The organism is Rhizobium rosettiformans W3, from assembly GCF_004912135.1.
Taxonomy (GTDB): Bacteria; Pseudomonadota; Alphaproteobacteria; order Rhizobiales; family Rhizobiaceae; genus Allorhizobium; species Allorhizobium rosettiformans.
Window position 1 is genome coordinate 102,307 of the sequence record NZ_STGU01000007.1, and the last position, 22,714, is coordinate 125,020.

The following is a 22,714-nucleotide window of genomic DNA, read 5'->3' on the forward strand; positions in this document are numbered from 1 at the left end:
TTGATGGGATTCCGACTATGCCATCCTTTCCTCTCAAGGTCACCCGCCTCGCTTTCACCGGGCTGGAGAAGATGTCGCCGACACTCGCGGGGCGGCTCGCCTTCGAGCTCTTCTGCCGGACGCCAAGCCGTCGCCCGAAAGGCGCGAAGGCGAAGCAGGTCTTTCTGACCGGACGCAACAGGCTTCGGCAGGCGCAGACGGTGCGGCTTGCACTGTCGCGCGGTATGGCGGCGGTCCACGTCTTGGCCGTGCAAGGTGTGCCCGCCAATGGCCGTCGGGTGCTCGTGGTGCATGGCTGGGGATCGCGGGTCGAGTATCTCACGGACCTTGCGACGGGTCTTCGCCAGACGGGAACGGAAGTCGTCATGCTCGACCTGCCCGGGCATGGGGCATCGAGCGGACGGCGGCTGGACCTCAAGATTGCAGCGGAAGCCATCGTCGCGGCTGAACGCCATTTCGGACGCTTTGACGGCGTGGTCGGGCATTCTTTCGGCGGGGCGGCCGTGATGATGGCAGCCGGACACGTCTTCCCGGAACTTCAGCCCTTGAACGCGGCCCGCATCGCCTTGATCGGCTCGCCTTCCAGCATGGGTGAAGTGTTCAACGGCTTTGCATCCACGGTCGGTCTCGGACGCGGCAGTGTCGGGGCCATGCGGAACAGGGCGATGGAATTGGTCGGTGCCCAGGTCGAGGATCTCGATGGGGTCGCCGTCGCGCGGCGCATCGACCGGCCGCTGCTTGTCGTCCATGCCGAAGACGACAAAGAGGTCAATGTCGGCCATGCGCAGCGCTATCTCGGCGTGTCACCGCATGTCCGGCATCTCTGGGCCAATGGCCATGGTCACCGCAGGATCGTCAGCGCGCCCGAAGTCATCCATGCGGTTTCCTCTTTCCTCACGGCCGCCGATGCCTCCGACAATTCGAGGGTGCGCGCAGTGTCATGAAGCCGTCATGGGGCTTCCCTAAGCCGCGCCCTTGAGAAATGGTGGCGGCGCAAAACGGGAGGCGACTCATGACGATCATCCGCAGTGTCGAGGAATTGAAGGCGATCTATGGTGAGGTGACCGAGGCCTCGACCGCCAAGGTCACGACCCAGCTGACGCCGGCCTATCGACGCATGATCGAGATGTCTCCCTTCGTTGCGCTGGCGACGGTCGGGCCCGAAGGTCTCGATTGCTCGCCGCGTGGTGATCGCGGCTCGGTCGTGCGTGTCGAAGACGAGAAGACGCTGGCCCTGCCGGACTGGCGCGGCAACAACCGTGTGGATTCGCTCCTGAACATCGTGCGGGATCCGCGGGTTGCGCTGATGTTCCTGATCCCGGGGTCGAGTAGCGTCATGCGGATCAATGGTCGCGCCGTTGTGTCCGTCGCGCCAGAGCTTCTCAACAGTTTCGAGATGGAAGGCCGCCATCCCCGCAGCGTGGTGGTGGTGACGATCGATGAAGCCTATTTCCAATGCGCCCGCGCCGTGATGCGCGCCGATCTGTGGGCGACCGACAGCCAGGTGGCGGCCAAGGATCTACCAACGCCCGGCGAGATGCTCAAGGCTGCAAAAGAGGACTTCGACCGCGAGACATATGATCGCGAATGGCCGGCGCGGGCCGCAAAGACCATGTGGTGATCGCCAGCATCAGCGCTTGTAGATCAGCCAGCTCTTGGTGAAGTCCTTCTTCATCCCGTCTTCATAGGGCTTCGTGCGATTGCGGCCGGCATTCTTGGCGCAGTAGAGCGCGATGTCGGATCGTGCATAGAGCTCGCCGGCGTCTTCGGCATCCGAGGCCATGGCGAAACCGAGCGAGATGGTGATCGGCCCGTAGTTGACGCCCGTCTTCGAGTTCTTGAAGGGCGTGGTCTCAAGCGCGATGCGGACCCGTTCGCAGGTCTGATAGATCTCGTCCGTGGTATTGCCCTCGATGATGATGGCGAATTCCTCGCCGCCGGTGCGGGCGACGAAGCAGTCCTTGCGGACATTGCTGCGGATCACGGTTGCAACGGTCGCGAGGATCTTGTCGCCGACCGGGTGACCATAGGCGTCGTTCACCTTCTTGAAGTTGTCGATGTCGGCGAGAACGAGTGCGGCAAGCGGCTTGGTGCCGCTGGTGTAGACGGATGCGAGCTTCTCATCGAAAGCGCGGCGATTGGCGATGCGGGTGAGCGAGTCCGTGTTGGCGATCCGCTTGTATTCGTCGAGTTCGCGACGAACCTCGTCCATCTCCTGGGAACGCTGCGACATCTGCACGACGGTTTCCTCACCATGTGCCATGGTGGAACCGGTAGCTTCGGTCAGGATGCTGATCGCACTGCGCAGGATGTCGGCGCTGTTGCTGCTCTTGGAGTTGATCCGGTGGTAGGTTTCGCCTAGCAGCCGATTGTAGCTCTGCAGCGAGTTCTGCTCCTGCTGAAGCAGCCGCAAAAGCCCATCCAGTTCACCGATCAGCTTACTGTGGACGTTTTCGATGGCCTTGGTCTGGTGGGCCGCGAAATACTGCTCACCGAGGGCATCCAGCTCGTCCTGGGTGGCGCGGCTGCCGAGCGCTGCCAGTTCCCGGGTCAGGGAAGGGTTCGAGCCGATGAAGGCCTCGTAAAACAGCTCGTAGTTGCGCGGGATAGGAGCGACCCCCATCGAGCGCATTGCATAGGTGATCTGTGCCGCAACGTCAGGTGTCTGCGTCTTCGGCGGTGTTGCCGTGCTCATTCGGCCAACTCCAGTGGTCGTCAGTGCTGGCCTTAAGGCCCTAAGAAAAATTAGGGGCAAATGATTGGAAAATGTTTAATATTCGAGCAACGACAAATTGTCGGTGCGAAATGAGCAATTATCGCTCACGGCCCGCAAGTATTTCAGATCTTTCAGAAATTCGCCGTTGCGGAGTGTGCCTTCCGCAACGGCAGTCAGTGTCGTTCTCAGGAAAAATCAGCCGAGGTTGAATTCCTGGAAGAAATCATTGCCCTTGTCGTCGGTGACGATGAAGGCAGGGAAGTCTTCCACTTCGATCTTCCAGACGGCTTCCATGCCCAGTTCGGGATATTCCAGCACCTCGACATGTCTGATGCAGTCCTGTGCGAGACGCGCGGCCGGACCGCCGATCGAGCCGAGATAGAAGCCGCCATGGGTCTTGCAGGCTTCGCGCACGGCACGCGAGCGATTGCCCTTGGCGAGCATTACCATGGAGCCGCCGAAGGACTGGAACTGGTCGACGTAGGAGTCCATGCGGCCCGCCGTCGTTGGACCGAACGAACCGGAGGCGTAGCCGGTCGGGGTCTTGGCCGGGCCGGCGTAGTAGACCGGGTGGTTCTTCATGTAGTCTGGCATGCCTTCGCCCCTTTCGAGGCGATCGCGGATCTTGGAATGGGCAAGGTCTCGCGCGACGATGATCGTGCCGGTCAGCGAGAGGCGGGTCTTGACCGGATGCTTGGTCAGTTCGGCGAGGATCGCGCTCATCGGCTGGTTCAGGTCGATCTTGACGACCGACGAGGAGAGGGCGGTCTCGTCGATGTCGGGCATGTATTTCGACGGATCGGTTTCGAGTTGCTCGATATAGATGCCGTCTTTCGTGATCTTGCCCTTGGCCTGGCGGTCGGCGGAACAGCTGACACCGAGACCGATCGGCAGCGAGGCGCCGTGACGGGGCAGGCGGATGACGCGGACGTCATGACAGAAATACTTGCCGCCGAACTGCGCGCCGACGCCCATCGACTGGGTGAGCTTGTGGATTTCCTTTTCCATCTCCAGATCGCGGAAGGCATGGCCGGACTCGGACCCTTCCGTCGGCAAGTCATCGAGATAGCGCGCGGAGGCGAGCTTGACGGTCTTCAGCGTCATCTCGGCGGAAAGGCCGCCGATGACGATCGCCAGATGGTAGGGGGGGCAGGCTGCCGTACCCAAGGTGAGGATCTTCTCCTTGAGGAAGTCGATCATGCGGTCATGGGTCAGGAGTGAGGGGGTGCCCTGATAGAGGTAGGTCTTGTTGGCCGAGCCACCGCCCTTGGCCATGAAGAGGAACTTGTAGGCGTCCTCACCCTCTTCATAGAGGTCGATCTGGGCGGGCAGGTTCGTCTTGGTGTTCTTTTCCTCGAACATCTTGATCGGCGCCAGCTGCGAATAGCGCAGGTTGCGGCGCTCATAGGCGTCGCGGACGCCTTCGGCGAGCGCTTCATAGTCGTGGCCGTCGGTAAAGACGCGGCGGCCTTTCTTGCCCATGACGATCGCGGTGCCCGTGTCCTGGCACATCGGCAGGATGCCGCCGGCGGCGATGTTGGCGTTCTTCAGGAGGTCGAAGGCGACGAAGCGGTCATTGTCGGTCGCCTCAGGGTCGGCGAGGATCGAAGCGAGCTGCTTCAGATGGCCGGGGCGCAGCAGATGATTGATGTCGGAGAGCGCCGTTTCGGCCAGCAGGCGCAGACCCTCCGGTTCGACCGTCAGGATTTCCTGACCCTTGAATGTTTCCACCGAGACGAAGTCTGAGGTGAGCTTGCGGTAGGGGGTCGTGTCTTCGCCAAGGGGAAAGAGATCGTCTGCCATCACGGGGCCTTTCGTGGCATCAGCTTAAGGATTTTCGGTGGTGTAAGCGGAAGGCCTTAAAAATTCAATGCGCCGAAAGCCCAAGCTGCAAGCGTTGACAGGAGGGTTGCCGATCTAAAAAAGGGCGGCTTCGAGCGCTTGTAACTAATGGAATGGATTCGGAGGTAGAGCATGGTGTGGGATGGGACGAACCGGGCAAACTGGCGCCGTTCGATCGTCTTGAAGATCTTCTTGATCTGCTTTGTCTGTATCCATATCCCGCTGATCGCGCTGCTCTTGAATTTCGGCACCGGCACCGGGTCGGACGCCTGGTCCATAGGGTTGGTGGTGCTCGGCGCAACGCTGGTCGGCACTGCTGCTTGCCTCGCGGCAATGTGGTGGCTCACGCTGCCGCTGCGCAACCTCGCCAGCGTGATCAGCCGCTATCGGGCGGGCGGTGTCTTTGCCGAAGAGCAGCTCAGCAAATACGGAAACGACGAGATCGCTGTGGTTACCCGGGCCGTGTGTGGGATGGTGGGCGAAATCTCAGCGCTTGCCGAGCGTGTCGAAGGCCAACCGGCGCTCGATCCCTTGACCGGTCTTCTGAATGGTAGCGCTGCCTATAGCGTGCAGCTGCCGTACTTTCCGAGCGATTCCGTCGGCGGCACCGCCATCACCCTTGCCGTATTCGAGCTGGAGGGCATCGAGACCCTGGGTGCGCGGCACGGACGGGAGACTGCCGATCTCGCGCTCGTCGCCGTCGGCGATGTGGTCCGCCGATATTTTCTGCCGCGACAGGTGGCGGCGCGCATGTCCGGCACCACCTTCGTGCTTCTCTTTTCGGGTGACACGCCGGATGCGGTCTTTGCCTGCTGCGAGGCCATCCGCAAGAGCGTTGCGGAACTCGAAGTCGGCCCGCTTGCGGCTGGCAGCCTGCGCGTGACGTTCGGGATCGCCGTGCGTCAGTCGAGCGAACCCATCGCTGACCTCTTGCACAAGGCGGATATGGCGCTGTTTCGCGCCAAGGACATGCTGCGGACCGGTCTCGAGACGCTGAGATCCTGACCCCGCTCGGGCCGCGGCAGCGCCTATAACGACGCCGCCGCGGCGTGACCGTTACTTCGGTCCGATCATCAGTTCCGGACGCACATACTCATCGAATTCCTCATTGGTGAGGTATCCGCCGCCGACTGCCTCCTCGCGCAGTGTGGTGCCATTCTTGTGCGCGGTCTTGGCGATCTTGGCGCAGACGTCGTAGCCGAGCTTTCCGTTCAGCGCGGTCACCAGCATCAGGGAGTTTTCGACGCCCTTGCGGATGTTGTCCTCGCGCGCCTCGATGCCGACAACGCAGTTGTCCGTGAAGGAGACCGCGGCGTCGCCGAGCAACTGGACGGACTGGAGGAAGTTGTAGGCCATCATCGGGTTATAGACATTGAGCTCGAAATGGCCCTGGCTGCCGGCAAAGGTAATCGCGGCCTGATTGCCGAAGATATGGGCGCAGACCTGGGTTAGGGCTTCCGACTGGGTGGGATTGACCTTGCCCGGCATGATCGAAGAACCCGGCTCGTTTTCCGGGAGTGCCAGTTCGCCGAGCCCGGCGCGCGGGCCCGAGCCCAGGAAGCGGATGTCATTGGCGATCTTGAAAAGGGCGGCCGCGGCCGCATTGATCGCGCCATGGGCAAAGACCATGGCATCGTGGGCGGCCAGCGCCTCGAACTTGTTGGGCGCGGTGATGAAGGGCAGGCCGGTGATGCGGGCGATTTCGTCCGCCACCTTCTCGGCAAAGCCGATGGGCGCATTGAGGCCCGTCCCAACGGCGGTGCCGCCCTGGGCGAGTTCGTACAGGCCGGGAAGGGTGATTTCAATGCGCTTGATCGAGGACGCGACCTGGGCGGCGTAACCGCCGAACTCCTGACCGAGCGTCAGTGGGGTGGCATCCTGGGTATGGGTGCGGCCGATCTTGATGATGTGCGCAAAGGCTTTCGCCTTGGCATCGAGCGCGGCATGCAGGTGCTTGAGCGCTGGCAGCAGGTGGTGAACGACATGTTCGGCGGCGGCGATGTGCATGGCCGTCGGATAGGTATCGTTCGACGACTGGCTCATGTTGACATGGTCGTTGGGATGAACAGGCTTCTTCGATCCCATCTCGCCGCCCAGCATTTCGATCGCCCGGTTCGAGATGACCTCGTTGGCATTCATGTTGGACTGCGTTCCGGAGCCGGTTTGCCAGACGACGAGCGGGAAATGCTCATTCAGCTTCCCGTCGATGACCTCCTGCGCGGCATTGACGATCGCGTCGCCGAGCTTGGGGTCGAGCTTGCCAAGGGCCATATTTGCCCGAGCGGCGGCTTGTTTGACGATGCCGAGCGCACGCACCACCGGCAGGGGCTGCTTTTCCCAGCCGATCTTGAAGTTGCCGAGCGAGCGTTGCGCCTGGGCGCCCCAATAGCGGTCACTTTCGACTTCGATCGGTCCGAAGGTGTCGGTCTCTGTGCGGTGTGTCATCTTCTATCCTGCCTTTTGCGGGGGCTCGTTCTGGCTGTCGGCTGTGTGGATGGATCTAGGTGTTCGCCGCGCCGATGCAAGCTGCACATCATAAGATGACGATCCTTGTCAACTATCGGTATCGGTTCTAAGCGACCTCTCGCAGACCCGGCCTCGCTGTGGCCTTTCCAGCACGTGTCACGACTATTTGTGATCATGTGAATGTGGATCTCTGGGGCGGATTCGTCACCAGTTGTTAACGTCAATCAAAATTTAACGAATGTTTCCATTTAGTTTGCGCGGAGGCGGGCGTTCGGATCGCTTCACGGCTCACGCAAACTTGACGCCGTGCTCTCGACAAGGGCGCCGCCGGCCAACTTTTCAACGAAATGCTGATCCGCTAGTGATCCGCGCTGAAACTCATGATGCCGCGAGTCCAGTTTGGATTCGGACCGGGAATGGAAGAGAGAATGACGAGAAACACGAAATTCGTAGTCACCGCACTCCTTGCTGCGACTACAGCGGTCGGAACCCTGCCGGGCGAGGCGACTGCCACCACGCTTCTCGATCTTCTCCGGGGCGGCCCGGGCCGTCAGGTGAAACAGCAGGCGGCGCCCGCGTCGCTCGAAAGTCAGGCGCGTGGTGGCCTGGAAATGGGAGATCCTGAGCCTCTGCCGAAGATCTCTGGCCCACAATACTACACCTACAAGGCCGAGGCACAGCGCGCGATCAAGATCAAGCTGCCGGTGGCCGAACCCGCAGCAGGCTCGACCGAGACGCAGGCCTCGCCGGAAGTTCTCGGTGCGCGCCGCTTCCTGTCGGATGTCACCGTGCGGGCGACCGACGAGGTGGCGAAGACCATAGAGAGCTACTACGGCAACCCGAACAAGCCGCTCATCTGGACGGACGGTGAGGGCATCTCCCCGCGCGGTCGCGCCATGATCGAAGCGCTTGCCGCTGCTGATACCGTGGGCCTCTCGCCGGACGATTATGCCGTGGCCCTGCCGGCCGAGACGGCAGATCCAGCCGATCCGGAAAAGCGCCAGCGCGAGCTGATGAGCTTCGAGGTCGCGCTTTCTGCCAAGGTGCTGACCTATGTGCAGGACACGGCTCGCGGGCGCATCGATCCGAACAAGATTTCCGGTTATTACGATTTCAAGCGCAAGGGCGTGAACATCACGCCGGTGCTCGACATGCTGCGCATGAGCCCCGACGTCGCGGCCTATCTGCGCAATCGCGATCCCAAGAGCCCGCAATTCATCGCATTGCGTGACGAACTCGCGCGGCTGAAGGCCGAGGATGCGGCTGCGACGACACAGGCAATCACCATCACGCCCGGCACCCTTCTGAAGCCCGGGCAGAGCAAGCCGGAAACGGCGCAGGTCATCGGTGCGCTGAAGCAGGTCGGCTCGGAAGCCTTGCTGGCCGAGCATTCCATGGCGCTCAATGCCTATACCGGCACGCCGGAATACACGCCGGAGCTGGTCGCGGCTGTCGAAGCGTTCCAGAAGGAAAAGGGACTAAAGCCGGATGGCGTCGTCGGTCCCGCGACGATCCGGGCCATGACCGGCCACAGCAATGCCGAGAAGATCGCCAAGCTCCAGGTTTCGCTTGAGGCAATCCGCTGGCTGCCGGCGGATCTGGGGCAGCGCTATGTCTTCATCAACCAGCCCGCTTTCACCGCCTATTATGTGAATGATGGCAAGGAACAGCTGGCCATGCGCGTGGTGGTGGGCTCGAAGGCCAACCAGACCTATTTCTTCCAGGACCAGATCGAGACTGTCGAATTCAACCCCTATTGGGGCGTGCCGAAGTCGATCATCGTCAACGAGATGCTGCCGAAGCTTCGGGCTGATCCGTCCTATCTCGACCGTCTGGGTTACGAGGTTTCCTATGGTGGCCGCAAGGTAGCCTCGAGCCAGGTCGACTGGAATGCGACGCATGCGGTCGATGTCCGTCAGCCCCCGGGTGGCGACAATGCGCTGGGCGAGCTGAAGATCCTGTTCCCCAACGAGCACGCGATCTACATGCACGACACGCCGTCGAAGAGCTTCTTCAAGCGCGACATGCGCGCTCTGAGCCACGGCTGCGTGCGTCTTGCCGAGCCGCGTGTGATGGCCGCTGCCGTCATGGGCACCACCGTCGAGGAGATCGGCAAGCAGATCGCCTCGGGTCAGAACCGCGCCGTCCAGGTGCCGCAGAAGATCCCGGTCTACGTGTCCTATTTCACCGCATGGCCGAACAAGGATGGCGTGGTCGAGTATTATGACGACGTCTATGACCGCGACAGCCACACGGCCAAGGCCTTCAAGGCGACTACGGATGCACGCGCACCGCGCGCCTGAGCGGAAACAGGATTACTAAAGCAGAAAAGGCGGCCTCCGGGCCGCCTTCGTCGTTTCTGGTGCGTGAGGCTCAGCGGGTGAGCGTCTCGACCAGTTCGACCGTCAGCTCGTCGAAATGACCGATGACATGTGTCGCGCCGAGCGCGTCGACAGCCACGTCCGAATAGCCGAAGGGGACGGCGATCGAGGGGATGCCGCCATTCCTCGCAGCCAGAATGTCGTTGATGCTGTCCCCGATCATCAGAACCTTGGCGCGGTTGCCGCCGGCGCGGTCCACCGTCGCCAGGATGTGCTCAGGGTCGGGCTTGCGGAAGGCAAAGGTGTCGCCACCGGCAATCGCGGCGAAGTGGTGCGTCAGCTCCAGCCGCTCTAGCAAGGGCAGGGCCAGGCGCTCCATCTTGTTGGTGCAGACGGCGAGAACGTAGCCCGCCGATTTCAGCCTGCCGAGCGCCTCGATGAGCCCGGGATAAGGATGGCTCTTGCCGGGCATGCCGGCTTCATAGTGATCGATGAAGCGATCGAGCAGGCCTGGCACCTCATCATCGGCGAGCGGCGCGCCGCGCAGGGCGAAGGCTCGCTGGATCATCACCCGCGCCCCCTGGCCGACGAGATGGGTGAGATCCTCGTAGCTCACCGGATCCAGATCGCGGGCGGCAATCGTGTGATTGAGGCTTTCGACGAGATCGGGAGCCGTGTCGATCAGCGTTCCGTCGAGGTCGAAGACGATGGTCGTTGTGGTCAAGACGGGCCTCCCTTGCGCATTCCTTGGTGTCCGCCCGGGTAGGGGAAATCCTCTGAAAAGGCAATGTCGCATGGCGATGCAGGGCTTTCACTCGGACAAGGAGGCGTGTAAACAGCTTCCAACGAAACGGACGGGAGCTTTCGGCGCATGGACGCCCGCGAAATGAAGATCAAGGCCGCAGCCGCGGCACTGGAGCATGTCGAAGATGGCATGCGTCTCGGGATCGGAACTGGTTCGACTGCGGAAGAATTCGTCCGCCTGCTGGCGGAAAAGGTTGCGGGCGGCCTCAAGGTTCAGGGTGTGCCGACGTCGGAGCGCACCGCGCGTCTTTGCCTCGAACTCGGCGTGCCGCTGAAGTCGCTGGACGAATTGCCCGAACTCGATCTGACCATCGATGGCGCCGATGAAATCGACCCGCAATTCCGACTGGTCAAGGGCGGTGGTGGCGCGCTCCTGCGCGAGAAGATCGTGGCGGCTGCCTCGAAGCGCATGATCGTGATCGCCGACGAGACCAAGCTCGTCGACACGCTCGGCGCCTTTCCGCTGCCGATCGAGATCAATCCGTTCGGCCAGGCATCGACCCGTCTTGCCATCGAGCGCCTTGCCGCGGAGCTCGGTCTGTCCGGTCCGATGACGCTGCGCACACGGTCCGACGAGAGCCTGTTCATGACGGATGGCGGACACCTCATTCTCGACGCATCTTTTGGCCGCATTCCTGATGCAGACGCACTGGCAAGCCGGCTCAATCAAATCCCCGGCGTGGTGGAACACGGCCTATTCATTCACTTGGCATCGCTTGCGATCATCGCCGGACCGGCGGGTGCGCGGGTGATGGAGCCGAAGAACTAACAGGAGCATTGAATTTCATGATCAGCTTTACGGGTATGGGCCGCTTCGCCTCGATCGCCGTTATCGCCGGCAGCCTTGCGCTGGGCGCCGTTTCCGCCAAGGCACAGGATGTGCCGGCCGAGCACATGCAGGCTGCGCGCGACGCGATCACGGCGCTTGGCGTGACCAACCGCTTCGATGCGATCCTGCCGAACATCATGGATCGCCTGACGGCACAGCTCATCCAGGCCTATCCGAACCTGCAGGACGTCATCTCTGCCAAGGTCGAAGAAGAAGCGCTGAAGCTCGCCGCCCGCCGCGCGGACCTGGAGCGCGAGGCCGCTCTGGTTTACGCCAAGGCCTTCACGGCCGAGGAACTGACCCAGATCACCGCGTTCTACAACAGCGAAACCGGCAAGAAGCTTCTGAAGGACGGCCCGATCGCCACGCGCGAATTGCTCAAGGCCGCCGATATCTGGACCGCCGGCATTGCCCGTGATCTCGAGCAGCAGGCCAATGCCTCGCTTCTCGCCGAGGTGCAGGCACAGCAGCCGGCCGCCGCAGAAGCTCCGAAGCCGTAAGGCATTCGACGCTGGATTTTGAAGCCCGGGCATCGTCCCGGGCTTTTCTTTTGGTGCTTGCGTCTCCTATATCAGGCACAGTTGCAGCAAGCGCCCGACCGGGCAGGAGATCCCCATGAGCCAATTCGACTACGACCTCTTCGTCATCGGTGGCGGCTCTGGCGGGGTCCGCAGCGCGCGCGTCGCTGCCTCACTCGGCAAGAAGGTGGCGATCGCGGAAGAATACCGCTTCGGCGGCACCTGTGTGATCCGCGGCTGCGTGCCAAAGAAGCTCTTCGTCTATGCTTCGCAGTATCACGAGCATTTCGAGGATGCTGCCGGTTATGGCTGGACCGTGGGCGAGAGCAAGTTCGACTGGCCCTCGCTGATCGCCGCCAAGGACAAGGAAATCGACCGGCTCGAGGGGCTCTATCGCAAGGGGCTGGAGAATGCCGGTGTCGAAATTCTCGAAACACGCGCCGAAATCACCGGGCCACACAGCGTACGTCTGGTGAAGGGCGGCGAGGAAGTCACAGCGGAGCGGATCGTCGTTGCCGTCGGTGGCGCACCCAATCCCCATGCCGCCCTGCCAGGCTATGAACACTGCATCTCGTCGAACGAGGCTTTTCATCTGGAGAAGCTGCCGCGCTCGATCCTAATCGCCGGTGGTGGTTACATCGCCGTGGAATTTGCCAATATCTTCCATGGGCTCGGCGTGGAAACCACGCTGATCTACCGCGGAGCAGAGATCCTCAGCCGCTTCGATCACGACATGCGCCGTGGATTGCATGAGGCGATGGAGGCCAAGGGCATCCGGATCCTCTGCCATGACCACGTGCAGAAGGTGACGAAATCGCCGGCCGGCAATCTGGAGGTCGATACGATCAATCACGGGCGGTTGGTCGTTGAACAGGTGATGCTGGCGCTTGGGCGCGATCCGAACACCAAGGGGCTTGGCCTCGAGGCCGCCGGCGTCGAGATCAACGAGCGTGGCGCCATCGTCGTCGACCAGTATTCTCGCACCAATGTGCCGAGCATCTTCGCGCTGGGCGATGTCACGGATCGCGTTCAGCTGACGCCGGTCGCAATTCATGAGGCCATGTGCTTCATCGAGACGGAGTACAAGAACAATCCGACTTCTCCGGACCATGATCTGATCGCCACGGCCGTCTTCTCGCAGCCGGAAATCGGCACCGTCGGTCTTTCTGAAGAAGCCGCGGCCAAGAAGTTCGAGGAGATCGAGGTTTACCGCGCGCAGTTCCGGCCGATGAAAGCGACACTCTCGGGTCGTGCGGAGAAGATGATCATGAAGCTCATTGTCAACGCGGCGGATCGCAAGGTCGTTGGTGCACATATCCTCGGCCACGATGCCGGGGAGATGGCGCAATTGCTGGGCATCACACTGAAGGCCGGATGCACGAAGGACGACTTCGACCGCACCATGGCAGTTCACCCGACCGCAGCCGAGGAACTGGTGACCATGTACAGCCCGAGCTACCGGGTGCGGAACGGCGAGCGGGTCTGATCCGCCGCGGCTAAAATCAGAGCGCCGTTAGGGCCGCGGACCTCGCCCGAGGTCCGCGGCCGCTTTAGAACTTTGAGAGAAGATCCAGCCCGAGAACGGGCGCCGACAGGGCGGCGAGGCTCAAGAGAGAGAGCAGGGCAATGCGGAGCCTGCGGCTCCTGCGGGTTTGTACTCCGGTCCAATCATACGCCATCACACGATCCTCATGATCAACACAGGAAGACTCGGTCTTCCCGAATACCACGTTACGCCCCCGCCGACCGGGGTAGATGCCGAGGCTTGCCTGAGGCTTGCCGAAAGTCGCTGCGTGCCAGAATGGTGCAACGACCGCTCATGGTGTCACGAAGGCATTGCTTTGCAAGCATTCCCTGAAGAAGTGCTGCGTGCCGACCTGTGGATCATGTGGGTAACCCTGGTGCAGTGCGAAAGGCTCAGATCTGCTTCAGCCAGTCGATCGCCGGTTGCCAGAGGGTGTCCTTGAAGGCGGAACGAAAGAAGCCGAGATGGCCAACGCGTCCGCCCGCTTCGGCGGGCGAGATCCAGCGGATTTCGGTGGGTGCACGGTGGTAGTATTTGAGCAGCGCATGCTGTGCCTTCGGTGTGCCCCAGGGATCGTCCGTCAGGCCGATGGCGAGGATCGGCGTCTCGACCTCGGCGAAGCGCCGGGCTGCATCCATGCTCTCATCGGCGAAGAAATATTCGGGATGGCGGCCCCAGCGCGCCCATTCGCGGAAAATGCTGCCCGGAAGCGTCTGGCCGAGCCCGATGCGTCCCGGCACCTTGCCGAGCAGGGCCGCCAGCGGCACGCCGACGAGGTTCATCTGGCTGAAGACCCGAAAACGCGGCTTGGTGTTGCCCCAGTAGCCGGTCATGGTCGCGACCATCAGGTACCGGGAGAACCTCTCGTGGCGTCCGCCAAGCGCGAGCACCTGGCCGCCGAAAGACTGTCCGACGCCGACGATGGGATGTTCCGGTGCTTCCAGTTCCAGACGCTCCAGCGCTGCGGGCATGTCGAGATGTGCCCAATCCCGCATCAGCAGAGGCTGGCGCCAGCTTTTCGGCGCCTGGGAGGACGCAACGCCGCGATAGTCGTATGTCAGGGCAGCGCGAAACCCATGCACCGTGATGAGGTGTTCGGCGAAGCGGGCATAAAAGCCGCGCGGCACCGCGGCAGCGGAGGAGATGAGCGCCATGGGTCCGTCGCCGCTGCCGCGCATCAGCGTGCCATGCAGGGGGAACCCATCCGGTGCCCGAAATTCGACCTCCGCCCTTTCGACCTGATAATCGCTCATGCAGAACCTCCCGTTCCGGATTTACGGCGGATCTTACGTTTACGTGCAGGTCATATCAAGCAGCAGCCGCGAGGCATGGAAGGAGGATGCTGTTTGGCCTTGCCTCAGGCACCCGACGCCGGCTTTATAGATGCTCCTAAAGTCCCTAAACTACGCCTTTCCAAGCGGTGATTAACCGTTTATAAGCCCCCATCCGATGCGGCCGGGAGGTTGCCGCAGCTAGTTTTAGACAGGTGACGACCATGGCGCAGAATTGGACCCCGAGCAGCTGGAGACAGAAGCCGATCAAGCAGGTTCCGGCTTATCCGGACCTTGACGCATTGAAGGCAGCCGAGCAGCAGCTCTCGACCTATCCGCCGCTGGTCTTTGCGGGGGAAGCCCGCCGTCTGAAGAAGTCGCTTGCCCAGGTCGCAGAAGGCGAGGCCTTCCTGCTGCAGGGCGGTGACTGTGCCGAAAGCTTTGCCGAGCATGGCGCGGACAATATCCGCGACTTCTTCCGTGCGTTCCTGCAGATGGCCGTGGTCCTGACCTTCGGTGCGCAGCTGCCGGTCGTGAAGGTTGGCCGTATCGCCGGCCAGTTCGCCAAGCCGCGCTCCTCCGACATGGAAAAGATCGGCGATGTCGAGCTGCCGAGCTACCGCGGCGACATCATCAACGGCATCGAATTCACCGAAGATGCGCGCGTTCCGAACCCGGAGCGCCAGCTGATGGCTTACCGCCAGTCGGCTGCGACGCTGAACCTGCTGCGCGCGTTTGCCATGGGTGGCTATGCCAATCTCGAAAACGTGCACCAATGGATGCTCGGCTTCGTCAAGGACAGCCCGCAGGCCGAGCGCTACCGCAAGCTCGCCGACCGCATTTCCGAGACCATGGACTTCATGAAGGCCGTGGGCATCACGTCGGAAAACAATCCGAGCCTGCGTGAAACCGATTTCTTCACCAGCCACGAAGCGTTGCTTCTCGGCTATGAAGAGGCGCTGACCCGCGTCGATTCCACCTCGGGCGACTGGTACGCCACATCAGGCCACATGATCTGGATCGGCGACCGCACCCGTCAGGCCGACCACGCGCATCTCGAATACTGCCGCGGGATCAAGAACCCGATCGGTCTGAAGTGCGGTCCGTCGCTGCAGGCTGACGATCTCCTGAACCTGATCGACATCCTGAACCCGCAGAACGAAGCCGGCCGCCTGACGCTGATCTGCCGCTTCGGTCACGACAAGGTTGCCGAGCACCTGCCGCGCCTCATTCGTGCCGTCGAGCGCGAAGGCCGCAAGGTCGTGTGGTCCTGCGATCCGATGCATGGCAACACGATCACGCTCAACAACTACAAGACCCGTCCGTTCGAGCGGATCCTGTCGGAAGTCGAGAGCTTCTTCCAGATCCACCGTGCCGAAGGTTCGCATCCGGGCGGCATCCATATCGAGATGACCGGCAAGGACGTGACCGAATGCACCGGCGGTGCGCGTGCCGTCACCGGCAATGATCTGGCCGACCGCTACCACACCCATTGCGACCCGCGCCTCAACGCCGACCAGGCGCTCGAGCTCGCCTTCCTGCTCGCCGAGCGGATGAAGAGCGGCCGCGACGAAAAGCGGATGATGGTTGCGAACGGCTGAAACATAGTTTCAGATTTCCGAGTTTGACGACCGGGCGGGCTTCTGTGAGGCTCGCCCGGTTTTCGTTTCGGAGGTGGATCATATGGAAGAGAAGACGGGGCGCTGCCTCTGTGGCGCAGTGGTCATTACGGTTCGCGGTGAACTTGGGCCGGTCAGCTATTGCCACTGCTCACAATGCCGTCGCCAGACCGGGCTCTACTACGCGACCACAGATGCGGCGGTCGCGGATGTGGACATTTCGGGAAGTGACAAGATCGGCAGCTTCCGGGCAAGCCCGGATGCGCAGCGGGCCTTTTGTCGGGAATGCGGCTCGCCGCTCTACTGGAAGGCGGATGGGGGCTCGCGACTGTCGCTCATGGCCGGCCTCTTCCCGAATCCGACCGGGCTGACGGGCGGTTCGCATATCTTTTGCGCGGACAAAGGTGACTTCTACGAGATCAATGACGGCCTGCCGCAATATCCGGCGAGCAGCAGCTGATCGTCATCAGGCAGCCGCGGCGTTTCCAGCCTTGATGCCCAGTTGATCCAGAGCCATGTGATAGGCTTGGTCGATGGCGGCGAATTTGGCCGACTGCCAGGTGAAGTAGTCCTCGATGAAACGGCTGGTGAGCAGCAGGTCGCCACGACGGCGCGGCTGCTCCCAGTAGAGTAGCTCTTCCGTCTCCGCCTTCTTGAACATGCGCTTCAGATTGGTGGTCGAAACCTGGTAGGTCTCGCTCAACTCCACCAGCGTCACGGGGCCGCAGGATACGGTGGGGGCCGAACGGTCGATATTGTCGAGGCGGGCGGTCAGATCATGCAGGATCATGCCGCCGAGATCGGACCAGAGGAAGTGGCCGATCGAGTCCGCCGGTTCACGCCAGAGCGGGTCGGCAACCATGATGTCTGCGCCGATCGGCTGGGCGATGAGGAAGATGCGCTCTTCCGCCAGCGAGGTCATTTCGCGGTTGCCGCCGTCTAGCCTATCGAGGCAGGCCAGATGGCCGTCGAACCAGCTGCGCAGGCCATTGAGGCTGATCTCTGTCGGTTCGAGAACGCGCACGCGCTTGTCGGGCACATCGGGGACGTCCCGGAGGAACTTGTAGGCCACCAGTTCTGCCAGATAGCCGGTCGCCGTGTTGCGGCTTGCAGCCCCCAGGCGCATCACGGTCTCCACGAAGCGCGTCGCCGTCAGGCCGGAAAGCGGATCGTCCTCAGTCCGGCGCAGGGCAAGCGCAAAGACCGAATGCGTCATCAGCCACTTGCGATGAGAGGCCTTCAGGCGCGACATGCGCGGTGTGCGCATGTGGATGCCGATGAGGTGCTTGGCAATTTGCTTTTCGATGGCAGGATAAAGCGGATGGGCAACAATATCTGCGCGTGACATCGGGGGCATGGCAATAGCTCTGTTCTAAACTTTAAGTCATCAGAGTGTTGGAACGCACAAGCGTTCGGGCAAGAACAGTTATCTTAATACTGTCAAGCACGCTGATTTATCGAACAAAAAAAGTCTATGGCCGAAATTGGGTGACGCTGCAAGAGCGGCACCCGATCAAAACCTCTTTATGGATAATTGTGATTGGAAGTAATGACCGGTTCAACTGGTGGGTTGAAGTCGATCCGCCTGCTCGGGGAAGAAGCGCTCGAGACCAAAACCTTCCCCGAACATCACGTCATGCTGCAGGAAGCGGTAATCACGAATGAGCGGATCAATGCCACCGGCCAGCGCCCAGTCTGCCTGCGCCTTGTTGTTGCGGCCGATCAGCTGGTGTCTGTCGATCACCGCATAGCGCTCGGCAACGCGGCCGAGCATGCCGGTATAATAGGGGTGACGATACCCCGCCATGTGCACGATGTAATAGGGCAGCTGTGACGGGCTGATCGAGCCGATGTCCTTCTGGACGCCGCGCTTGGACGACCAGACGACCAGCGGCGTCTCATGCTCGCGCTTCATCGTCTCGACCGAGGCCTTGCGGGTGGCCACCACATTCGGCATGTAGCCGCTTTCGGTGTATACGGCATTCAGCGGCGGCAGATGGTCGCCGAAGAGGACGATGATGGTCTCGCGGCGGCGCTTCTTGGCCCAGTCCATCAGTGCCTTCAGGCTCTGATCCGCTTCCTTCACACCTTGGGTATAGGTAGCTAGGGCGCTCGTGCTGGCATCCGAGAGCGTCGGTGCGTCAACCTCGATCGTGTTCTTGGCATAACGATTGGCTTCGTAAGGTCCGTGTCCCTGAAGCGTCACGGCGAAGAAGAAGAAGGGCTCGTCGGTGTTGTCCGCTTCCTTGATGATGTAGCGCGTCAGGTCCTCGTCCGAGGCAAAGATGCCGCGCTTGTTCATCGCCGGCATGTTTTCCTCGGAATGGAATTCCTGAAAGCCGAGCGACTGATAGACGTTGGTGCGATTCCAGAACCAGCCTTCGAACGGGTGGAAGGCCTTGGTCACATAGCCTTTGGACTCGAAGAAGGTCGCGAGCGAGGGAACGGGGCGGCGGATATACTGCTGATAGGGGATGCTGCCATAGGGCAGGAAGGCATTGGAGAAGCCGGTGAGCGCCTCGAACTCGACGTTTGCAGTCATGCCGCCGAATTCCGGGGAGAAGACTGCGCCCGACTGCGCCGCGCGGATCACCGGCATGGGGTCTGCCGAATAGCGGACCGCGCTCATCTTCGTCGGATCCCAGAGCGACTCGCTCATCACCATGATCACGTCGGCCTGACGTCCGGAAAAGAAGGATGCCGGCAGAAGGTCGGTCTGCATGTCGGAGATCGCGACATTGCTATAGCCCGCCGGCGCGCTGACGGAGGCCATCGGCACGTTGAAGGCAAAGGCCAGCAGAAAGCCGTTGTGGCGGTAGTTTTCCTTCTGGTCCCACATCATCGGAACGATGTTCAACCGATCGCGGACGGCCGAGAAGGCCATCGGGTCCATCAGCGTGGCAAAGGCGGCAAGCAGCGGGAAGGCGAGGGCGAGCCGCAGGCCGCGGCCCGTCAGGTTCAGCCGCGGAAACACTTTGCGGCTCTTCCAGATCAAGGCGCCGAAAGCTGCGATCAAAACCACGCTGCCAATGCCGAGTGCGATGGCCTTCAGGGGTTCAGCGGCAACCATCGCCGGCATGAGCTGCAGGATCTGGCGCCCGAAGAGCAGGTCGCTCGGGAAAAGCGGGTCCGACAGGAAGAGCTGCTTCTGCCCGGAGAAGAAGGCGGGCAACAGCGCCAGGGGCGCGATGAGGAGTGTGGACTGGTAGGCCTTGCCGATGATTGCGTCGGCGAAACAGAGGGCCAGAAAGACGATACCCACGGCCACGAGCCCAGGACGGCTCGACGACGTCAGATATTCCACCACATCGACCATGGTGCCGCGCGCCAGCACTTCGCTCAGCATGACAATGGCGACAGCGATCAGTGCGGTGTTGACGCATTGAACCGCCAGCTGGAGTGCAAAGGAGTTTCCGAAGTCCCGTTCGCGGGTCGCGCCGAAGGAATTGAAGAATGTCGCGACAAGCGATTTCGGGGTGGGCTGGGCCACGTCGTACTCCAGGTCATGAGCAAGTGTCGTGAAAGTTTCGCACAGATGTCACATAAGTGTCATGAATGCTACATGAACCGTGGCGTTCGAGGGTTTGTTCCCTGAATTTCGAGGGGCTTGGTTAGCGGCTCGGGAGGTTGCGGAACACTTGCTCGACATGCATCGTTGCGGTCGAACGGGTGAGCGGCTAAATCGGTGTCATGAGCGAAGCAAAGAAGATCTCCGACGTCCTGCGTATTGCGGTGGCACAGTTCAATCCGATTGTCGGCGATGTCGCCGGCAATCTGGCCAAGGCACGTGCTGCGCGGGCTGAAGCCGCCGGACAGGGGGCGGACCTTCTGCTCCTGACGGAACTCTTCATTTCCGGCTATCCGCCCGAGGATCTCGTCTTGAAGCCGGCCTTCCTGAAGGCTTGCCTGGAGGCCGTCGAGGCGCTTGCCGCCGATACGTCCGACAACGGCCCGGGCGTGATCGTCGGCTTCCCACGCCAGGGGGAGAAGGGGCGGCACAACTCCGTCGCGATCCTCGACGGCGGCAAGATCCTGGCGTTCCGCGACAAGATCGATCTGCCGAACTATGGCGAGTTCGACGAGAAGCGTGTCTTCGTCGAAGGCGAGATGCCGGGGCCGGTGAACTTCCGCGGCGTGCGGATCGGCGTGCCGATCTGCGAGGAAATCTGGAATGATCTCGGCGTCTGCGAGACGCTGGCCGAGACCGGGGCCGAGATCCTGCTCGTGCCGAATGGCTCGCCCTATTATCGCGGCAAGGTCGATGTGCGCCATCAGGTGGCGTTGCGCCAAGTCATCGAAACCGGACTGCCCCTCATCTTCGCGAACCAGCTCGGGGGCCAGGACGAACTCGTTTTCGACGGCGCAAGCTTCGCCTTCAACGGCGACAAGTCGCTTGCCTTCCAGATGAGCCAGTTCGAGGAAACGCTTTCGGTCACGACCTGGAAGCGCACGTCGGATGGCTGGCGCTGCGAGCACGGGCCGATGTCGCGGATCCCTGAGAAGGAAGAGGCCGATTACCGCGCCTGCGTGCTCGGCTTCCGCGATTACGTGAACAAGAATGGTTTCAAGAGCGTGGTGCTCGGGCTCTCCGGCGGTATCGACTCAGCTATATGCGCGGCAATCGCCGTCGATGCGCTGGGCGAAGAGCGGGTGCGCACGATCATGCTGCCCTACCGCTACACCTCGCAGGAGAGCTTCGCGGACGCAGAGGCCTGTGCCAAGGCGCTCGGCTGCCATTACGACATCGTGCCGATCCAGGAGCCGGTCGAAGGCTTCCTCTCATCGCTTTCGGAAATGTTCGAGGGCACGGAGAGCGGCATCACCGAAGAGAACCTGCAGAGCCGCACGCGCGGCACCATTCTCATGGCGATCTCCAACAAGTTTGGCTCAATGGTCGTGACGACCGGCAACAAGTCGGAGATGTCGGTCGGTTACGCCACGCTTTACGGCGACATGAACGGTGGCTTCAATCCGATCAAGGACCTCTACAAGATGCAGGTCTATGCGCTGTCGGCCTGGCGCAACGAGAACGTGCCGCCAGGTGCGCTCGGCCCCTCGGGCGAAGTCATCCCGGCCAATATCCTCTCGAAGGCGCCCTCCGCGGAGCTTCGTCCCAACCAGACCGACCAGGATTCGCTGCCGCCTTATCCTGTGCTCGACGACATCCTCGAATGCCTCGTTGAGAAGGAGATGGGTGTCGACGAGATCGTGGCGCGTGGCCATGACATCGCGACCGTCCACCGGGTCGAGCACCTGCTTTATCTCGCCGAATACAAGCGCCGCCAATCGGCGCCCGGCGTGAAAATCACCAAGAAGAACTTCGGGCGCGATCGTCGCTATCCGATCACGAACCGGTTCCGGGATCGCTGAGGGTGTCGACAGAGGATCGTTTGGCGCCGGCTACGATGCCGGATTTCACGGCGGAGGAGCGCAGCTATATCTTTGCTGTCGGAGCCCATGACAATCAGGATAGCGGGCTCTATCGGGTGCTGTCGGGTGCTGCATACTTTCTGCCCTCCATGGCAATCGGCTGCTATGGCCTGTGGGAGGAAAGCTTCAAGATGCTCGGCATCGGGTTCGTGACCCTGATCGTCAGCTTGTGCTGGGGTTTCTACACCGAGTGGCGCAATGCCCATATCGAGCGGACCGGCCGGACGGTCTTCGCCAAACTGCGCCAAGCGATCGAAAGTCGCTCGGTCGCTGACTGATCATTCCAAGGAGACGATGATGCGCAGTTCGGTCGAGATTTACGACATGGCGACCCGTGAAGCCGAGGTGGTCTGGCAGACGGAGGACCTCGTCGAGGCGCCCAACTGGTCGCGGGACGGCGAGTTCCTGGTGATCAATGGCGACGGCCTTCTGTACGCCCTGTCACTGGATGAGGACGATCCGGAGCCGGAACTGATCGACACGGGTTTTGCCGTCCGTCTCAACAATGATCACGGCATTTCCCCTGACGGCGCCTCAATTGCCTTTTCCGACCATACGCTCTTCGGCAAGTCCTGCATCTACCTGCTCGGTGATGGCGATGAGGAGCCGCGCCAGGTGACCGAGAAGATGCCATCCTACTGGCACGGCTGGTCGCCGGATGGAAAGCAACTTGCCTATTGCGGCGATCGCGATGGCGTTTTCGACATCTACACGATCTCGACCAAGGGTGGGCCAGAGAAGCGGTTGACCCATGGGGAGGGCCACAATGACGGTCCCGATTACTCTCCCGATGGACAGTGGATCTATTTCAACTCCAGCCGCACCGGCACGATGCAGATCTGGCGCATGCGGACCGATGGCAGTGATCTTGAGCGTCTGACCTCGGACGGCTATGGCGACTGGTTCCCGCATCCGTCGCCGGACGGAAGCAAGGTTCTGTTCCTCTCCTATGTCGAGGATATCTCCGGACATCCGCGCGATAAGCAGGTCAGGCTGCGGCTGATGGATGCCGATGGCGGCAATGTCGAGACCCTGTTCGAGTTCTTCGGCGGGCAGGGCAGCATCAACGTGCCGAACTGGTCGCCGGATGGATCGGCCTTCGCCTTCGTCCGCTATTTCCCCGTGCCTGATTGAGGCTGTCGTTTTTGATCTGTCGCTCGTGCGCTATCTGACGTAAAACAACCCCGTCAGGTGCCTGCCGAAAGGCGGGAGAATCGGGAAGCCGGTGAAATTCCGGCACGTGCCCAACACTGTGAGGCGGATGTGATGCGCCGGGGAAACCCAGCCACTGGAGTAATCCGGGAAGGCGCGCATTACAGGTGAAGCCCAGTCAGAAGACCGGCCTGGCAAGATAGACCGAGCCCGCGCGGACG

At 61.7% G+C, this 22,714-nt stretch carries 19 protein-coding genes and 1 riboswitch; of the genes, 12 read left to right on the forward strand and 7 right to left on the reverse strand.

Going from position 1 to position 22,714, the window contains the following annotated elements:
- Nucleotides 1–17 precede the first annotated feature (17 nt).
- Together FAA86_RS14070 and FAA86_RS14075 are read left to right on the forward strand one after the other, a co-directional pair.
- Entirely contained in the window at nucleotides 18–944 is a 927-nt protein-coding gene (locus FAA86_RS14070; protein WP_136541552.1) for an alpha/beta hydrolase, read from the forward strand.
- 68 nt (nucleotides 945–1,012) lie between these two features.
- Nucleotides 1,013–1,621, forward strand: a complete 609-nt coding sequence (locus FAA86_RS14075) for a pyridoxamine 5'-phosphate oxidase family protein (RefSeq protein WP_136541554.1) — start codon at nucleotides 1,013–1,015, stop codon at nucleotides 1,619–1,621.
- Between the two features lie 9 nt (nucleotides 1,622–1,630).
- Here the strand turns inward: FAA86_RS14075 and FAA86_RS14080 are convergent, their stop codons facing one another.
- Nucleotides 1,631–2,695 carry a GGDEF domain-containing protein gene (locus FAA86_RS14080; RefSeq protein WP_113459513.1) on the reverse strand — a complete coding sequence of 355 codons (1,065 nt, stop codon included), beginning with the start codon at nucleotides 2,693–2,695 and terminating at the stop codon, nucleotides 1,631–1,633.
- Nucleotides 2,696–2,911: 216 nt separating this feature from the next.
- Nucleotides 2,912–4,519 carry a fumarate hydratase gene (locus FAA86_RS14085; RefSeq protein WP_136541556.1) on the reverse strand — a complete coding sequence of 536 codons (1,608 nt, stop codon included), beginning with the start codon at nucleotides 4,517–4,519 and terminating at the stop codon, nucleotides 2,912–2,914.
- 171 nt (nucleotides 4,520–4,690) lie between these two features.
- On the opposite strand from FAA86_RS14085, the gene FAA86_RS14090 reads away from it, so the two are divergent.
- Nucleotides 4,691–5,563, forward strand: coding sequence for a GGDEF domain-containing protein (locus tag FAA86_RS14090; RefSeq protein ID WP_136541558.1), 873 nt, complete (start codon nucleotides 4,691–4,693; stop codon nucleotides 5,561–5,563).
- A gap of 51 nt (nucleotides 5,564–5,614) precedes the next feature.
- Here FAA86_RS14090 and fumC read toward each other — a convergent pair whose 3' ends face one another.
- On the reverse strand, nucleotides 5,615–7,003 hold the full coding sequence (gene fumC, locus FAA86_RS14095; protein ID WP_136541560.1) for a class II fumarate hydratase: 1,389 nt from the start codon (nucleotides 7,001–7,003) through the stop codon (nucleotides 5,615–5,617).
- Between the two features lie 449 nt (nucleotides 7,004–7,452).
- Here fumC and FAA86_RS14100 point away from each other — a divergent pair, with 449 nt between their 5' ends.
- Entirely contained in the window at nucleotides 7,453–9,327 is a 1,875-nt protein-coding gene (locus FAA86_RS14100; RefSeq protein ID WP_136541562.1) for a L,D-transpeptidase family protein, read from the forward strand.
- A 70-nt stretch (nucleotides 9,328–9,397) separates the two neighbouring features.
- Here FAA86_RS14100 and FAA86_RS14105 read toward each other — a convergent pair whose 3' ends face one another.
- Complete coding sequence (locus tag FAA86_RS14105; RefSeq protein WP_246035077.1) at nucleotides 9,398–10,069, reverse strand: HAD family hydrolase; 672 nt, start codon at nucleotides 10,067–10,069, stop codon at nucleotides 9,398–9,400.
- 147 nt (nucleotides 10,070–10,216) lie between these two features.
- On the opposite strand from FAA86_RS14105, the gene rpiA reads away from it, so the two are divergent.
- The 3 genes from rpiA (at nucleotide 10,217) to gor (ending at nucleotide 12,982) form a co-directional block, all read left to right on the forward strand.
- On the forward strand, nucleotides 10,217–10,918 hold the full coding sequence (gene rpiA / locus FAA86_RS14110) for a ribose-5-phosphate isomerase RpiA (protein WP_136541566.1): 702 nt from the start codon (nucleotides 10,217–10,219) through the stop codon (nucleotides 10,916–10,918).
- A gap of 17 nt (nucleotides 10,919–10,935) precedes the next feature.
- On the forward strand, nucleotides 10,936–11,478 hold the full coding sequence (locus FAA86_RS14115; protein ID WP_113459520.1) for a DUF2059 domain-containing protein: 543 nt from the start codon (nucleotides 10,936–10,938) through the stop codon (nucleotides 11,476–11,478).
- A gap of 115 nt (nucleotides 11,479–11,593) precedes the next feature.
- Complete coding sequence (gene gor / locus FAA86_RS14120; RefSeq protein ID WP_136541568.1) at nucleotides 11,594–12,982, forward strand: glutathione-disulfide reductase; 1,389 nt, start codon at nucleotides 11,594–11,596, stop codon at nucleotides 12,980–12,982.
- 431 nt (nucleotides 12,983–13,413) lie between these two features.
- On the opposite strand, the gene FAA86_RS14125 is transcribed toward gor, so the two are convergent.
- The gene (locus tag FAA86_RS14125; RefSeq protein WP_136541570.1) at nucleotides 13,414–14,274 is read right to left on the reverse strand and encodes an alpha/beta hydrolase family protein; all 861 of its coding nucleotides are present in this window, start codon (nucleotides 14,272–14,274) and stop codon (nucleotides 13,414–13,416) included.
- 242 nt (nucleotides 14,275–14,516) lie between these two features.
- Here FAA86_RS14125 and FAA86_RS14130 point away from each other — a divergent pair, with 242 nt between their 5' ends.
- Together FAA86_RS14130 and FAA86_RS14135 are read left to right on the forward strand one after the other, a co-directional pair.
- The gene (locus FAA86_RS14130; protein WP_113459523.1) at nucleotides 14,517–15,893 is read left to right on the forward strand and encodes a class II 3-deoxy-7-phosphoheptulonate synthase; all 1,377 of its coding nucleotides are present in this window, start codon (nucleotides 14,517–14,519) and stop codon (nucleotides 15,891–15,893) included.
- Nucleotides 15,894–15,975: 82 nt separating this feature from the next.
- Entirely contained in the window at nucleotides 15,976–16,371 is a 396-nt protein-coding gene (locus tag FAA86_RS14135; protein WP_136541572.1) for a GFA family protein, read from the forward strand.
- A 6-nt stretch (nucleotides 16,372–16,377) separates the two neighbouring features.
- Here the strand turns inward: FAA86_RS14135 and FAA86_RS14140 are convergent, their stop codons facing one another.
- Both FAA86_RS14140 and FAA86_RS14145 read right to left on the reverse strand, forming a co-directional pair.
- A complete protein-coding gene (locus FAA86_RS14140; protein WP_136541574.1) occupies nucleotides 16,378–17,268 on the reverse strand; it encodes a hypothetical protein in 891 nt (296 codons plus the stop codon).
- Between the two features lie 201 nt (nucleotides 17,269–17,469).
- Complete coding sequence (locus FAA86_RS14145; protein WP_246035078.1) at nucleotides 17,470–19,401, reverse strand: LTA synthase family protein; 1,932 nt, start codon at nucleotides 19,399–19,401, stop codon at nucleotides 17,470–17,472.
- A gap of 200 nt (nucleotides 19,402–19,601) precedes the next feature.
- Between FAA86_RS14145 and FAA86_RS14150 the strand changes: the two genes are divergently transcribed.
- From FAA86_RS14150 to FAA86_RS14160, 3 genes are read left to right on the forward strand one after another with little or no spacing between them, the layout of a single operon-like run.
- Nucleotides 19,602–21,281, forward strand: a complete 1,680-nt coding sequence (locus FAA86_RS14150) for an NAD+ synthase (RefSeq protein ID WP_136541578.1) — start codon at nucleotides 19,602–19,604, stop codon at nucleotides 21,279–21,281.
- A gap of 20 nt (nucleotides 21,282–21,301) precedes the next feature.
- Nucleotides 21,302–21,619 (forward strand): hypothetical protein, encoded by a 318-nt coding sequence (locus FAA86_RS14155; RefSeq protein ID WP_136541580.1) that lies wholly within the window; start codon nucleotides 21,302–21,304, stop codon nucleotides 21,617–21,619.
- A gap of 19 nt (nucleotides 21,620–21,638) precedes the next feature.
- Nucleotides 21,639–22,475, forward strand: a complete 837-nt coding sequence (locus FAA86_RS14160; RefSeq protein WP_136541581.1) for a TolB family protein — start codon at nucleotides 21,639–21,641, stop codon at nucleotides 22,473–22,475.
- 38 nt (nucleotides 22,476–22,513) lie between these two features.
- A riboswitch (cobalamin riboswitch) is annotated at nucleotides 22,514–22,702 on the forward strand.
- Nucleotides 22,703–22,714 lie beyond the last annotated feature (12 nt).